Source organism: Amycolatopsis sacchari (genome assembly GCF_900114035.1).
In the GTDB taxonomy this organism is placed as follows: Bacteria; Actinomycetota; Actinomycetes; order Mycobacteriales; family Pseudonocardiaceae; genus Amycolatopsis_E; species Amycolatopsis_E sacchari.
Map to the genome: position 1 here is coordinate 35,872 of NZ_FORP01000018.1, position 13,434 is coordinate 49,305.

Here is a 13,434-nt window from a genome sequence, read left to right on the forward strand (position 1 = left end):
GCCTCCGGGTTCAGTCCAGGAGCATCGCCCACGGGATGAGCGCGAGCAGCCCGGCGGCGGCGATGTTCGTGAGGCGGTAGTGCGCGACCAGGGCGGCGAACTCGCGGAGGAAGGCGCTGGGCAGGAAGTAGCGGGCGGTCGGCGCTCCGGCGACGTCGAGCCGCAACCCGAGGCGGCGGGCCGTGACGGCCGTGCGGAACACGTGGTAGTTGCTGGTGACGGCGACGAGGGGACGCCTGTTGGCGGGGAGCAGTGCGGTCGCGAGGCGCAGGTTCTCCTCCGTGGTGGTGGCCTGGTCCTCGGTGAGGATCTTGTCTGCCGGGATACCGCGGTCGACGAGGTACTCGCGCATCGCGTCGGCTTCGGTGCGTGTCTCGTCCGGGCCGCGCCCGCCGGAGACGACGATCAGCGGCCCGTGGCATTCCTTGCGGAAGATCCGGATGGCCCGGTCGAGCCGGGCGGCGAGCAGCGGTGGCACCTGGCCGTTCGCGAGCCCGGCGCCGAGCACGATGATCGCGGCGAACCCCCGGCGGCGGCGCAGCCTGCCGTAGACGAGCGAGTACAGCAGGAAGCAGCCGAACAGGAACGCGGCGTAGGCGACGACGAACACGACCGAGCCGACCGGGGCGTTGAGCCACGGGTTGGTGCTGGGCCCGGTGGCCAGGGAGAGGACGGCCGTGGCGGCGAGCCCGACCCCGGCGAGCAGCGACAGGAGGTTGCGCAGCCGGTGCCCCTCGCGCCGCCACATCACGACGCCGTTCGCGATGAGCGCGACGGGCAGGATCATGGCGACGACCACGAACGCGACTCCGAGGACGGTTTTCAGCCAGGGGGCCTCGTGCGCCCTGACGACGAGCTCCAGAAGGGCGAACAAGGCGGCCGTACCGAGCCACACGGCGTTGCTCACCCGCCGCGGCTCCTTCGCCACCCCGAGGACGAAGAGCACCAGCGCGACAGCGGCGAGGTACGCGTACAACACGGTTCTCCATACCCCGCACGGGGGCGGGTGAAACCGCTTTCAGGGCTGCAAACCGCAGCAGCGTGGTCGCTTCCGTGGTGGCGGCCGTCGTCAGCATTTGCTCACTGAGGACGAACGCCGCCGAGAAGCCCGGTCCGCGCCCCGTCGACGCCCGGTCGGGCAAGCAGATGAACTCCTTCGTGACCGAGGCGGGCAACGCCTCCGGACGGGCGTGGTCGGCCAGGTCCCGGTTGTCACGGAAGATCTGCCGGAACCGTTCGTACGCCTCGGTTTTCGTCTCCGTGTACACCTTCCGCGTCCGGTGGTCGGCGAGCACGGCCTCGGCGATGCCCGACGAGCGGGACGATCGTGGCCGGTCCCGGTGGCGCGGCCCGGGGTCTCGTCGCGCGGCCACAGCACCACCGCCACGAGCAGCAGGACAACCGCGACGAGCACGACCGGCAGGTGGGTTTCTGCGCGACCACCGTCGGGTCGTTGCCCGTGACCGTGACGGCGAGCGTTCTGCCCATCCGCGATTCCCGTTGATCGAAAGTTTTCGAGAATGGGCACCGAGCGGTTTCCCGCTGTGCTGCCCTTGACGCGCCGTGTAAATCCGCCTTACCGTGCGACGGGCAATCCGCCCGTGTTCGAAATATTTCGACAATTTTCCGGAGTTCCCATGCGCAGATTCCTCGCCATCGTCGTCGGGGCGCTCGTACTCCTCGCCACCCCGCTCGCCGCTCCGTTCGCTTCGGCCTCCCCGCCGACCCTGCGCCAGCTGGCGGCCCGGCACGACCTCCGCATCGGCACCGCCGTGGACATGGCCGCACTCGACGCCGACCCGGTGTACCGCCAGCGCACCGGCAGCGAGTTCTCCACCGTGACCGCGGAAAACGTGATGAAGTGGGAGGTGCTGGAACCACAACGCGGGCAGTACGACTGGAGCGCGGCCGACGAGCTGATGACCTTCGCCCGCCGGCACGGCCAGGCGGTGCGCGGGCACGTGCTGGTGTGGCACAACCAGTTGCCCGCGTGGCTGAACGAGACCGACTTCTCGGCGGCCGAGCTGCGGAACATCCTGCGGCAGCACATCTTCGACACCGTCGGGCACTTCCGGGGCCGCATCTGGCAGTGGGACGTGGTGAACGAGGCCTTCAACGAGGACGGCACGCTGCGCGACACGATCTGGCTGCGGAAACTCGGCCCCGGCTACATCGCCGACGCGTTCCGCTGGGCGCACCAGGCCGACCCGAAGGCGAAACTCTTCTACAACGACTACAACATCGAGGACGTCAACGCGAAGAGCGACGCGGTCTACGCGCTCGTGAAATCCCTGCGGGCGCAGGGCGTGCCGATCGACGGCGTGGGTGTGCAGGCGCACCTCACGGTCGACGCGCCGCCCACCACCTTCCGGGAGAACCTGAAGCGCTTCGACCGGCTCGGCCTCGACACGGCGATCACCGAGGCCGACGTGCGCATGGTGCTGCCACCGGACGCGGCGAAACTGCGCGCACAGGCCGACGTCTACCGCGACATCCTCGGCGACTGCCTCGCCACCCGGCACTGCATCTCGTTCACCGTCTGGGGCTTCACGGACAAGTACTCGTGGGTGCCGGGCTGGTTCGAGGGTGAGGGCGCGGCGAACCTGCTCGACGAGAACTACCAGCCGAAACCGGCCTACGACGCGGTGCGCGCGGAGCTGGCGGCACGGTCGGTGGCGCACGCCGCCTGACCCGCCCGCGCCGTCCCGGTTCCCCCGCGCCCAGTGGGGGGAAACCGGGTGTCAGGAGAGCCCGGCGTGCTCCAGTCCTTTTCGGACCGCACGCCGGGCTTTCCGGTACTGCGATCCCGTCCGGCGCTCACTGCTGGTAGTGCTCGACCTCGTTGACGGGCCGGACCTCGGCGGCGTTCTCGTCCTCGCCGAACTCCCGGCGGGCTCGGCGCTGGCGCAGCAGGTCCCAGCACTGGTCGAGCTGCTCCTCGAGCTGCCGCATGCGGGCGCGGTCCGACTCCTCGAGACCGGACCCGGTCGCCTTCTCGCGCAGCTTGTGCTCCTCGGCGATGAGCTCGTCGATGTTGCCGATGATGTCCTTCTCCGTCACGGGCCCACCGTACCCCGGCCGACCGGGGGTTGCCCGCGACCTCGGCGGGTAGTCCTCCCGCGGAAGGAGGGCGCATGTCTGCTCTGCACGAGCTGAAGGACCAGGCCAGGGCGTACCGGGACGGCGAGGACCGGCCGCTCGGCGGCTACCTGGCGGTGATGACCGTCTACGGCGTGCTCGTCGCGATCACGTCGGCGGTCGCGGTGCTGACCGGCCGGAAGCTGCCGCCACGGGTGCCGAAGGAGGACCTGGTGGTGGTCGCGCTGGGCACGCACAAGCTGTCCAGGACCCTGACCAAGGACGCGGTGACCAGCCCGCTGCGGGCGCCGTTCACCCGGTACTCGGGCACCGGCGGCCCCGCGGAGGTGATGGAGGAGGTCCGCAAGCCCAGCGGGCTGCGGCACAGCCTCGGTGAGCTGCTGTCGTGCCCGTTCTGCCTCGACATGTGGGTCGTGACGGCGTTCACGTTCGGCCTGGTGTTCGCGCCCCGGCTGACCCGGCTCGTCGCCGGTGCGTTCGCCGCGCTGGCCGGGGCGGACTTCCTGCAGTTGGCGTACGCGAAGGCACAGCAGCTCGCGGAGAAGGGGTAAGAAGCGATGACGGACCTGATCGAGCACGAAACCACGGCGACCTTCCGCGAGGCCGGTGACGCGATCGTGGCCGCGCGGGTCGCGTTCGCCGAGTGGGCGCGGACCCCGGCGGCGGAGCGCGCGGCGGCGTTGAAGGCGGCCGCGGCCCGGTTGCGGGAGCGGATCGACGAGCTGGCGGAACTCAACCACCGCGAGACCGGGAAGCTGCTGGACGAGGCCAAGGGCGGCATCGAGGCCGGCGCCGGCACGCTGGAGCAGTACGCGGAGCTGGGGCCGGCGCACCGCGGGCGGAGCCTGCAGGGCAGCTGGGGTGCGACGGACCTGATGGTGCCCGAGCCGCGCGGTGTCGTGGTCGCGCTGACGCCGTGGAACGACCCCGTCGCGGTGGCGTGCGGGCTGCTCGGTGCGGCGCTGGCGACCGGGAACACCGTGGTGCACAAGCCGAGTGAGCGTTGTCCCGGTGTGGGGGCGCTGCTGACGGAGATCGTCGCCGAGCAGCTGCCGGAGGGGGTGCTGCGGTGCGTGTCCGGTGACGGGCGGGTCGGCGCGCAGCTGGCCGCGCACCCGGACGTGGACGTCGTCGCGCACGTCGGCAGCACCGCGACGGGCCGCTCGATCGCGGCGGCCGCGGCGACGACCGGGGCGAAGGTGCTGCTGGAGAACGGCGGGAACGACGCGCTGATCGTGGACTCCGATGTGGACCCGCGGTGGGCCGCGGAGCAGGCGGCGCTGGGGGCCTTCGCGAACGCGGGGCAGATCTGCGTGTCGGTGGAACGGATCTACGTCCCGCGCGCGATCGCCGACGAGTTCCTCGACGCCCTGGTGGAGCAGGCCGGCAAGCGCCCGCACGAGATCCCGATGCCGCGGCTGGTGGACGAGCGGATGCGCGACGAGGTGCACGCGCAGGTCACCGAGGCGGTCGACGACGGGGCGCGGCTGCTTGCCGGCGGCGAGCCGGGGGAGGGCTCGTTCTACCCGGCGACCGTCCTGGCGGACTGCGCGCCGACGATGCGGATCCTGCGTGAGGAGACCTTCGGGCCGGTCGCGCCGGTGCGCGTGGTCGAGGACTTCGACCAGGCGCTGCGCGAAGCGTGCGATGACAGGTACGGCCTCGCGGCGACGGTGCTCACCAACTCGATGGAACACGCCCAGCGCGCGTGGCGGGAGCTGCCCGTGGGGACGGTGAAGGTGAACGCCGTCTTCGGCGGCGCGCCCGGCGGGGCGGCGCAACCGCACGGTGCCAGCGGCGAGGGCTTCGGCTACGGCCCGGAACTCCTGGACGAACTGACGCGGATGAAGGTCGTGCACATGGAGCCGGCGCCGCGACGGTGAGTGGGGAGGGGTGGCCCGGGCCGGGGCTCGGGCCACCCCACGCCGGGCGCTACGCATCAGCTCCTGCGGCGTACCGGGCGGCGAAGGTGCGAACGGCCTCGTCGACCACCTCGGCGACGCGGTCGGCGCTCACCTCCCAGCCCGGCACCAGGAGCGCCGGCCAGAAGACGTAGTTGGAGATCATGCCCAGGAACTGGGTGGCTGCGAGGTCCACGTCCTCGACGCGCACCGTGCCTGCCTTGTGCTCAGCCAGGAGGTAGCTGCGCACGGACTCGAAGTACGGCATCTTCCCCTGCGAGAACTGGGCATGCGCCAGCTCGGGGAACCGCGGCAGCTCGGCGATGACGATCCTGAACAGGTCGGCCATCTGGGCACGGCCCAGCAGCTCGGCGTAGCGGCGGCCGATGATGCCGAGTCCCTCGACGAGGTTGCCTGCCGGTGGGGGCTCCTCCTCGTCAGCGGTCGACCACGACTCGGTCACGATGGCGTCGAACAGGGCGGCCTTGCTCGGGAACTGCTTGAACAAGGTGGCCCGCGAGACGCCCGAGCGCTCCGCGATCCGCGCCAGTGACGTCCGGTCGTAGCCCAGCTCGAGGAACAGCGCGGTCGCGGCCGTCACGATCTGCGCGCGCTTCTCCTGGGCGACGCGCTGGTGATACGTCGTCACGACCTTGCTCATGCGCCGAGCATACGAGGTGAGTGGCTTGACTCACCACTGTCGTCGACCTAGTGTGTGGCGAGTCGCCCGACTCACCTCGTACCGAAGGAACCTCCCATGCCCCGCTTCGACAACCAGACCGTGCTCGTGACCGGTGGGACCGGCGGCCAGGGCTCGAGCCACGTGCGCGCCTTCCACGCGGAGGGGGCGAACGTCGTGATCGGCGGCATCGACGCGCAACGCGGCGCCGCTCTCGCCGACGAGCTCGGGACGCGCGCTCGCTTCGTCCGCCTCGACGTCACCGACGAGAGCTCGTGGTCTGCCGCTGTGCGAACCGCCGAGAACGCCTTCGGCGCGCTGAACGCGCTCGTCAACAACGCGGGCGTACAGAACCCGCCTGCCACGATCGAGTACACGGACCAGGCCACGTGGTCGCGCATCCTCGACGTCAACCTCACGGGGACGTTCCTCGGCATCAAGGTCGCAGCCCCCGCTCTGCGCCGGGCGGGAGGGGGAGCCATCGTCAACATCGCCTCGACCATGGGCCTGGGCGGCACGGCGCACTACGCGCCGTACGTCGCCAGCAAGTGGGCCGTGCGAGGCCTCACCCGAACCGCGGCACTCGAGCTCGGCCGCGACCACATCCGCGTGAACACCATCCACCCCGGCGTGATCGCGACCCCCTTCATCCACGAACCAGCAGCCGGCGCCACCACGGCGATCGCCGAGTTCTACTCACCCGAGCCGTTCGCCATCCCCCGGCTCGGGGAGCCGGGTGACGTCACCCGGCTTCTCCTGTTCCTCACGTCGTCCGGACGCGTCGTTCATCACGGGATCGGAGTACGTCATCGACGGTGGGCTCCTCCTCGGCCCCGCCCTTCAGGCCGAGGCCGCATGAGCACTCCGGATCCGGCTCGAAGACGCCCTCGGTCGTGACGGTCCATTTTGGACTGTCACGGTGCCGGGCCCGTCGTCAGGTGTGGGGAGACGTCCGCGAACGGGAGGGGCACCGCCCCGGCACCCCGCGCCCTACCGGCGCGAAACGCACCGCCCCCTGGCGAAGACCGCCCGGACCCTGTGCACGGCCGTGAGATCGGCGAGCGGATCGCCTTCTACCGCTACGACGTCCGCGTCGAAACCGGGCGCCAGCCTGCCTTTCCGCCCGCCCAGGCCGCACACCCACGCCGGGACCTCCGTCACCAGGCGCAGCACCTCCGCCGGCGCCAGACCCAGCTCGCCCGCCATCACGATGGTGTGGCGCAGCACGTCATGCGGCTTCCGGTCCGTGATCCCGGCGTCGCTGCTGAGCACCATCAGCGCGCCCGCCCGGTGCAGTTCCAGCAGGTTCCCGACGATCTTCGGCATCCGCCGCACGATCCCCTCGGCGTCCGCCCGCCCCGGCCCCGGCACGAGACCGAACGTCGCACCCACCGCGATCCGGCGTTCCACGATCCGGCGCACGAGGTCCGGCGAGGGGGTGTCCACATCGTCCTCGGTCCAGAACGACACGTGCTCCACACCGTCCACATGCGCCTCGACGGCGTTCACGATCCCTTGCGGCGCATGGGCGTGTGCCGTGACGGGCAGTCCGAGCCGGTGCGCCTCCTCGACCGCCGCACGCAGCTCGTCCTCACCGAACTGGGGCAGGTCCTGCCTCGTACCGGGGGTGAGCCTGCCGCCGCTGGCCATGATCTTGACGACGTCCACCCCGCGCTCGGCCCGCTCCCGCACCGCCGCGCGCATCGCCTCCGGCGTGGGCTCGACCGCGCCGCCGAGGTAGTGGCAGTGCCCGGCAGGCGTCGTGATCGGCGGGCCGGCGGCGACGATCGTGGGCAGCGGACCGGGTTCCTCACGCAGCCGCAGGGCGAGGTAGTTCCGGTCGCCGAGGTCGCGCACCGTCGTGATGCCGCCCAGCAGCGCGGTCCGCGCCGCCACGCGCATCGCGTCGAGCGCCTGTTCGTCATCCCGGGCGGCGAGCGCCGCGACCGGGTCCGCGCTCGCGTCGAAGGCCAGGTGCACGTGGGCGTCGACGAAGCCGGGCAGCAGGGTCGTGTCGCCGAGGTCGAGCGCGTCGGGAGCGGCCACCCCGAACGCCACGTCGGAGATCCGCTCGCCGGTCACCGTCAGCACGGGGTCGGCGCGCGGTTCAGTCCCGTCGAACAGCCTGGCTGCCCGCAGCCGCATCGGAAAAGCCTACGTCCCGCGTCAACCGTTCGACAGCGCCCCGGATGGTGGCGCCGTACGCGTCGTCGGGCAGCACGTCCAGCCGGGCGCGGGCTTCCGCGAGGTGCCGCCGCGCGGCGTCGAGTGCCCCGAGCTTGTGGTAGTTGTCGGCGAGGTTCAGGTGCAGCGACGGGTAGAAGCCGCTCACGCGCAGACCCGCGTGGTGGGCCTGCGCGCGCTCGTCGGTGAGGGTGTCGGCCGCGTCGAGGGCCCGCACGTCCCACGTCAGCGCCTCGGCGGGGTGCTCGCACAGGTCGGCGAGGTAGTGCGCGAGCGTGCAGCGGTGCAGCGGATCGCCGCCGGGCCCGGTGGTGGACCACAGCGCGAGCAGCCGCTCGCGGTCCTGGGCCTGCACGGCTTCGGTGATGGCGAGCATGGTCGGATCGGTCACCAGGGCCTCACAGGCATCGCGAGAGTGGTGGAGTCGCCGTCGGTGGCGGAGCGGATGACGACGGGCTGGTCGGGTTCGGAGACGTCGAACAGCAGGTCGGGGCCGACGGCCGTGGCGACAGCGGCCCGCAGGGTGGCCGCGTCGAAGGTCACGCCGAGCACCTCCACCCGGTCTCCGGCCGGCAGCTCGTCCCGGCGCAGCACGGCACGCCGGCGCACGGGCGGCAACGCGGCCAGCACCTGCCGATAGTCGGGGAACTCCGCCGCGACCACCGGAGCCTGCCGCCGCTCGGCGTCCGCCGACAGGGTGAGCGCGTCCCCCTCGAACGACACGACCACCGAAGGCTGCTCGGCCAGCCACGGCAGGAGCGCGGACAGCCCGTCGCGCGCGACCACCGCCGACCCCCGTTCCTCCTGGCGCACGGCCAGGCCCCGCGTCGCCAGCCGGTAGCGGTCGGTGGCCGTCAGCGTGAGCACCTCCGGCTCCAGCTCGACGAAAACCCCTGCCAGCGCGGGGAAATCCGGGTCGTCCCCGGCGGCGGGCAGCACCTGGGCGAACGCGGCGGACAGCAGCCGCCCGTCGACCGCGGGGGTGAGCCGCCGCTTGATCACCGCCGCGGCCGCGGCCGCCTTGCGCGCCCGTTCCCGCAGGTCACGCACGTGCTCGTCGAGTAGACCGTGCTCACCGTCGAGGATCCGGGACACCGCGTCCAGCGGTACGTCGATCTCCCGCAGTTCCCGGATGAGCTGCGCGCGCTCGCACTGCTCCTGCCGGTAGTAGCGGTAGCCGGTGGCGGGATCGACCTCGGCGGGCACCAGCAGACCGCAGTCGGCGTAGAACCGCAGCGCGCTCGGCGTGAGGCCGCTGGCGCGGGCGAACGCGCCGATCGGGATGAGCATGAGCCCATCCTGAAGTCTCGACCTGCTTGAAGGTCAAGCCGATTCGCGCAGCCGCAGCGAGACCGGCAGTACGTGCCGCCGCGGCGGGACCGGCTCCCCGGCGAGCAGGGCCAGCAACGTGGCGACCATCTGCTGCACCTGCGCGGCCGGGTCCTGGTGCACGGTCGTCAGCGGCGGGTGCATGGCCGTGGCCAGCGACGGGTTGTCGTCGAACCCGATCACCGCCACGTCCTCCGGGACCCGCCTGCCCGCCTCGTGCAGCGCCCGCACCGCGCCCGCCGCCATCAGGTCGCTCGCGACGAACACCGCGTCCAGCTCCGGTTCCCGTGCCAGCAGGCGGTCCATCGCGGCGCGCCCACCGTCCAAAGTGAAGTCGGCCTCTTCGGACAGTCCCGTCGGGTCCAGCCCGGCCTCGGTCAGCGTCTCCCGCCAGCCCGAGAGCCGGTGCACGGCGGCGGTCTGGTCCTGTGGCCCGGCGACCGTCGCGATGCGCCGCCTGCCGCGGCCGAGCAGGTGGGTCACGGCCTGCCGGGCGCCGTCGGCGTTGTCGAAGTCGACCACGTGCACCCCGCGCGAGACGTTGCCCGCGGGTCCGCCGAACACGATCGGCAGCCGCAGCAGCCGGAGCGCCCTCGGCAGCGGGTCGGCCCGGTGCGGGGCGAACACGAGCGCCCCGTCCACGTGCCCGCCTTCGAGGAAGCGGAGCGTGCGCGCGTGGTCCTCCTTGCCGTCGTTGAACATCAACACCATCTGGCTGCCCGAAGAGGCCAGTTCGCGGTAACCGGCGCGCATGACCGCGGTACGGTACGGGTCGCCCAGCAGGACCTCCTCCGGCTCGGAGAGCACGACGGCGACCGCGCCGGTGCGCCGCGTGACGAGCGAGCGGGCCGCCTGGTTGGGGGAGTAGCCGAGATCGCGGGCGGCCGCGAGCACCGCGTCCTTCGCGCGGGCGCTGACGTTCGCGTCGCCGTTCAGCGCGCGCGAAGCGGTGGAGCGGGAGACCCCGGCGAAAGCGGCGACGTCCTCGAGAGTCGGCCTGTCGTCCTGGCTGCGCGTCACGGGCGGCGTCCTTTCGCTGAGAGCGCTTCCAACAATATCGCATCTTGACACCAGCAGTGGCAGGGAACACACTCGTCCGTGTTCTGGGAGCGCTCCCAGTTTTCCCACACTCCAGAGCAAGGGGTTGACGTGCGACACCTTCACAAGGGCGTGAGCTTCGCGATCGGACTGGCGGTGGTGGGCGCGAGCCTCGCCGCCTGCGGCGGTGGCGGCGACTCGGCCGGATCGGGCGGCGGTGGGCAGGTCGAGCTGACCATCGGCACGTTCACCGAGTTCGGCTACGAGAGCCTGCTCCCCGAGTACGAGCGGCTGCACCCCAACATCAAGATCACCCACCACAAGACCGGCGAGGGCGGGCCCTACCACCAGAACCTCATCACCAAGCTGGCGGCGGGCTCCGGGCTGGAGGACGTCGTCGCCGTGGAGGAGGGCCACTTCTCCGACATCGTCGACAAGTCGAGCAAGTTCAACGACCTCACCGAGATCGGTCCCAAGGACGTCACCCCGGACCGGTGGCTCAAGTGGAAGTACGACGCCGGCAAGGACAAGGACGGCAGGCTGATCGGCTACGGCACCGACATCGGCCCGCTCGCCCTGTGCTACCGCAAGGACCTGCTCGCCGCGGCGAACCTGCCGTCGGACCCGGAGGGCGTGAAAGCGCTTTTCGCGAGCTGGGACAGCTACTTCGCGGCCGGGCAGACGTACGTGAACAGGACCGGCAAGGCGTGGTTCGACGCGTCGTCGCAGCTGTACAACTCGATGGTCAACCAGCTCGACGTCGGCTACCTCGACCGCAGCGACAAGCTGACCATCGAGAGCAACCCGGGCATCAAGCAGGCCTTCGACCGCGTGAGCACCGCGATCCAGCAGGGCCAGTCGGCGAAGCTCACCGCGTTCGGCAACGAGTGGAAGACCGGCTTCGCGCAGGGTTCCTTCGCCACCACCGTGTGCCCGTCCTGGATGCTCGGCGTGGTCAAGGAGAACGCCGGCCCGGCGAACGCGGGCAAGTGGGCGGTCACCGACGCGTTCCCCAACGGCGGCGGCAACTGGGGCGGCTCGTACCTGACCGTGCCCAAGCAGAGCAAGCACCCGAAGGAGGCCGCGGAGCTGGCGGCGTGGCTCACCGCGCCCGAGCAGCAGCTGAAGGCGTTCCAGGCCAAGGGCAACTTCCCCAGCCAGACCCAGGCGCTGACCTCGCCCGAGCTGCTGAACTCCACCGACGAGTACTTCGGCGGCGTGAAGGTCGGCGAGCTGTACGCCGAGCAGGCCCGCAAGGTCAGCAAGGCCCAGTACAAGGGGCCCGGTGACGGCCAGATCCAGGAGAACGTGACCTCGCCCGCGCTGCGGTCGGTCGAGCAGGGCACCTCGCCCGCGGACGCGTGGCAGCAGGTGGTCGAGGGCGCGAAGAAGGTCACGAAGTGAACGCAGCGGGGGGAACGGTGCTCGAGTCGCGGCCGAGGGCACCGCACCCGGAACCGGTGAAACCGACACTGCGGGAACGGCTCGCGCGGTGGGACGTGAAGGTCTCGCCGTACCTCTACATCGCGCCGTTCTTCGTGGTGTTCGGCATCGCCGGCCTGTTCCCCCTGCTCTACACGGCCTACGTGTCCCTGTTCGACTGGGAGGTCGGCGACGACCACCCGAAGTTCCTCGGGCTGGGCAACTACGTCGAGCTGATGGGCGACGGCCAGTTCTGGCACGCCCTGGTCAACACCCTGTCGATCTTCGTGCTCTCCAGCGGGCCGCAGATCGTGATCGCCGTGCTGCTCGCCGCGCTGCTCAACACGCGGCTGCGGTGGGCGGCCGGCTGGCGCGTGGGGGTGCTGCTGCCCTACGCGGCGAGCCTGGTGGCGCTGGGGATCATCTTCGCCAACCTGTTCGGCCCGAACTACGGGCTGGTGAACTCGATCTTCGAAGCGCTCGGGCTGGACCGGGTGGACTGGCAGGCCAACCGGTTCGCCAGCCACGTCGCCATCGCCACGATGGTGAACTGGCGGTGGACCGGGTACAACGCGCTGATCGTGCTCGCCGCGATGCAGGCGCTGCCGAAGGACGTGATGGAGGCGGCGATCGTCGACGGGGCGGGCGCGGTCCGCCGCTTCGTCAGCGTCACGCTGCCGATGCTGCGGCCCACGCTGATCTTCGTGATCATCACCTCGACGATCGGCGGGCTGCAGATCTTCACCGAGCCGAAGCTGTTCGACGCGATGCCGGGCTCGAACAACGGGGGCTCGCAGCACCAGTTCCAGACCGTGACGCTGTACCTGTACCAGTCCGGGTTCGAGGGCTTCGACCTCGGCTACGCGTCGGCGATCGCGTGGGTGCTGTTCGTGCTGATCATCGTGATCGCACTGCTCAACTTCCTGCTCACCCGGCGGATGGGACGGGTCCGATGATCGCCAGGATCGGCCGCGCGAACTTCCTCGTCTACGCGGCGCTGGTCGTGTTCGTGCCGGTGTCGTTCTTCCCGTTCTACTGGCAGTTCCTGGTGGCCAGCAGGGACGCGTCGATGCTGACCGACCGGATCCCGTCGCTGCTGCCCGGCGGGAACTTCCTCGCCAACGCGGCCCGCGTGTTCGACGTGGTCGCGTTCTGGAAGGCGCTGGGCAACAGCCTCATCGTGTCCGGCACGGTCACGCTGACCACGGTGCTGTTCTCGTCGCTGGCCGGGTTCGCCTTCGCCAAGCTGCGCTTCCGCGGCAGCAACCCGCTGTTCGTGTTCATCGTGGTGACGCTGGCGGTGCCCACGCAGCTGGGCATCATCCCGCTGTTCATCGCGATGTCGGAGTTCGGCTGGGCCGGCCACCTGCAGGCGGTGATCGTGCCGAACCTGGTCACGGCGTTCGGCGTGTTCTGGATGCGCCAGTACACAGTGGACGCCGTGCCGTACGAGCTGATCGAGGCGGCCCGCGTGGACGGCTGCAGCGTCTTCCGGATCTTCGTGAACGTGTGCCTGCCCGCGGTGCGCCCGGCCGCCGCGGTGCTGGCGATGTTCACGTTCATGATGTCCTGGAACGACTTCCTGTGGCCGCTGATCGTGCTGAACGCGGAGAACCCGACCGTGCAGCTCGCGCTGGAGCGGCTGCAGAGCGGGTACTACGTCGACTACTCACTGGTGCTGGCGGGCACGACGCTGGCCACCATCCCGATCCTGATCGTCTTCCTGCTGCTCGGCCGCCAGATCGTGGCCGGGATCATGCAGGGCGCTGTGAAAGGTTGAGC

At 70.9% G+C, this 13,434-nt stretch carries 15 protein-coding genes; 8 read left to right on the forward strand and 7 right to left on the reverse strand.

Annotation, left to right across the window (positions count from 1 at the left end):
* Positions 1–10 precede the first annotated feature (10 nt).
* Complete coding sequence (locus BMZ92_RS25650) at positions 11–979, reverse strand: YdcF family protein (protein WP_091512457.1); 969 nt, start codon at positions 977–979, stop codon at positions 11–13.
* A 348-nt stretch (positions 980–1,327) separates the two neighbouring features.
* Between BMZ92_RS25650 and BMZ92_RS37540 the strand changes: the two genes are divergently transcribed.
* Both BMZ92_RS37540 and BMZ92_RS25655 read left to right on the forward strand, forming a co-directional pair.
* Positions 1,328–1,504, forward strand: a complete 177-nt coding sequence (locus tag BMZ92_RS37540; protein WP_177228868.1) for a hypothetical protein — start codon at positions 1,328–1,330, stop codon at positions 1,502–1,504.
* A gap of 133 nt (positions 1,505–1,637) precedes the next feature.
* Positions 1,638–2,690 (forward strand): endo-1,4-beta-xylanase, encoded by a 1,053-nt coding sequence (locus BMZ92_RS25655; protein ID WP_091512461.1) that lies wholly within the window; start codon positions 1,638–1,640, stop codon positions 2,688–2,690.
* Positions 2,691–2,817: 127 nt separating this feature from the next.
* On the opposite strand, the gene BMZ92_RS25660 is transcribed toward BMZ92_RS25655, so the two are convergent.
* Positions 2,818–3,060, reverse strand: a complete 243-nt coding sequence (locus BMZ92_RS25660; RefSeq protein ID WP_091512463.1) for a DUF2630 family protein — start codon at positions 3,058–3,060, stop codon at positions 2,818–2,820.
* A gap of 74 nt (positions 3,061–3,134) precedes the next feature.
* Between BMZ92_RS25660 and BMZ92_RS25665 the strand changes: the two genes are divergently transcribed.
* Together BMZ92_RS25665 and BMZ92_RS25670 are read left to right on the forward strand one after the other, a co-directional pair.
* Positions 3,135–3,650: a DUF1360 domain-containing protein gene (locus tag BMZ92_RS25665; RefSeq protein WP_091512466.1), complete on the forward strand. Its 516-nt coding sequence runs from the start codon at positions 3,135–3,137 to the stop codon at positions 3,648–3,650.
* A gap of 6 nt (positions 3,651–3,656) precedes the next feature.
* On the forward strand, positions 3,657–4,982 hold the full coding sequence (locus BMZ92_RS25670; protein ID WP_091512469.1) for an aldehyde dehydrogenase family protein: 1,326 nt from the start codon (positions 3,657–3,659) through the stop codon (positions 4,980–4,982).
* Between the two features lie 49 nt (positions 4,983–5,031).
* Here BMZ92_RS25670 and BMZ92_RS25675 read toward each other — a convergent pair whose 3' ends face one another.
* The gene (locus tag BMZ92_RS25675) at positions 5,032–5,661 is read right to left on the reverse strand and encodes a TetR/AcrR family transcriptional regulator (RefSeq protein ID WP_091512472.1); all 630 of its coding nucleotides are present in this window, start codon (positions 5,659–5,661) and stop codon (positions 5,032–5,034) included.
* 96 nt (positions 5,662–5,757) lie between these two features.
* Between BMZ92_RS25675 and BMZ92_RS25680 the strand changes: the two genes are divergently transcribed.
* The gene (locus BMZ92_RS25680) at positions 5,758–6,576 is read left to right on the forward strand and encodes an SDR family NAD(P)-dependent oxidoreductase (RefSeq protein ID WP_245783248.1); all 819 of its coding nucleotides are present in this window, start codon (positions 5,758–5,760) and stop codon (positions 6,574–6,576) included.
* Between the two features lie 93 nt (positions 6,577–6,669).
* Here the strand turns inward: BMZ92_RS25680 and BMZ92_RS25685 are convergent, their stop codons facing one another.
* Genes BMZ92_RS25685 through BMZ92_RS25700 form a run of 4 tightly spaced genes read right to left on the reverse strand, consistent with a single transcriptional unit; the run spans position 6,670 to position 10,212 of the window.
* Positions 6,670–7,824 (reverse strand): amidohydrolase family protein, encoded by a 1,155-nt coding sequence (locus tag BMZ92_RS25685; RefSeq protein ID WP_091512475.1) that lies wholly within the window; start codon positions 7,822–7,824, stop codon positions 6,670–6,672.
* The gene (locus tag BMZ92_RS25690) at positions 7,787–8,254 is read right to left on the reverse strand and encodes a hypothetical protein (protein WP_218153549.1); all 468 of its coding nucleotides are present in this window, start codon (positions 8,252–8,254) and stop codon (positions 7,787–7,789) included. Before BMZ92_RS25690 ends, BMZ92_RS25685 begins: the two co-directional genes overlap by 38 nt.
* Positions 8,251–9,153: a DNA polymerase III subunit beta family protein gene (locus tag BMZ92_RS25695; protein WP_091512477.1), complete on the reverse strand. Its 903-nt coding sequence runs from the start codon at positions 9,151–9,153 to the stop codon at positions 8,251–8,253. The genes BMZ92_RS25690 and BMZ92_RS25695 overlap by 4 nt, the downstream gene beginning before the upstream one ends.
* 33 nt (positions 9,154–9,186) lie before the next feature.
* On the reverse strand, positions 9,187–10,212 hold the full coding sequence (locus tag BMZ92_RS25700; RefSeq protein WP_091512480.1) for a LacI family DNA-binding transcriptional regulator: 1,026 nt from the start codon (positions 10,210–10,212) through the stop codon (positions 9,187–9,189).
* Between the two features lie 150 nt (positions 10,213–10,362).
* Here BMZ92_RS25700 and BMZ92_RS25705 point away from each other — a divergent pair, with 150 nt between their 5' ends.
* From BMZ92_RS25705 to BMZ92_RS25715, 3 genes are read left to right on the forward strand one after another with little or no spacing between them, the layout of a single operon-like run.
* Complete coding sequence (locus tag BMZ92_RS25705) at positions 10,363–11,634, forward strand: ABC transporter substrate-binding protein (protein ID WP_425425860.1); 1,272 nt, start codon at positions 10,363–10,365, stop codon at positions 11,632–11,634.
* Between the two features lie 56 nt (positions 11,635–11,690).
* Positions 11,691–12,608 (forward strand): carbohydrate ABC transporter permease, encoded by a 918-nt coding sequence (locus BMZ92_RS25710; protein WP_245783249.1) that lies wholly within the window; start codon positions 11,691–11,693, stop codon positions 12,606–12,608.
* Entirely contained in the window at positions 12,605–13,432 is an 828-nt protein-coding gene (locus BMZ92_RS25715; protein ID WP_091512486.1) for a carbohydrate ABC transporter permease, read from the forward strand. Before BMZ92_RS25710 ends, BMZ92_RS25715 begins: the two co-directional genes overlap by 4 nt.
* Positions 13,433–13,434 lie beyond the last annotated feature (2 nt).

Coding starts and splice junctions, on each gene's coding strand:
- BMZ92_RS25655 (WP_091512461.1), top strand. CDS start 1,638: ATGCGCAGATTCCTCGCCATCGTCGTCGGGGCGCTCGTACTCCTCGCC.
- BMZ92_RS25665 (WP_091512466.1), top strand. CDS start 3,135: ATGTCTGCTCTGCACGAGCTGAAGGACCAGGCCAGGGCGTACCGGGAC.
- BMZ92_RS25670 (WP_091512469.1), top strand. CDS start 3,657: ATGACGGACCTGATCGAGCACGAAACCACGGCGACCTTCCGCGAGGCC.
- BMZ92_RS25675 (WP_091512472.1), bottom strand. CDS start 5,661: ATGAGCAAGGTCGTGACGACGTATCACCAGCGCGTCGCCCAGGAGAAG.
- BMZ92_RS25680 (WP_245783248.1), top strand. CDS start 5,758: ATGCCCCGCTTCGACAACCAGACCGTGCTCGTGACCGGTGGGACCGGC.
- BMZ92_RS25685 (WP_091512475.1), bottom strand. CDS start 7,824: ATGCGGCTGCGGGCAGCCAGGCTGTTCGACGGGACTGAACCGCGCGCC.
- BMZ92_RS25695 (WP_091512477.1), bottom strand. CDS start 9,153: ATGCTCATCCCGATCGGCGCGTTCGCCCGCGCCAGCGGCCTCACGCCG.
- BMZ92_RS25715 (WP_091512486.1), top strand. CDS start 12,605: ATGATCGCCAGGATCGGCCGCGCGAACTTCCTCGTCTACGCGGCGCTG.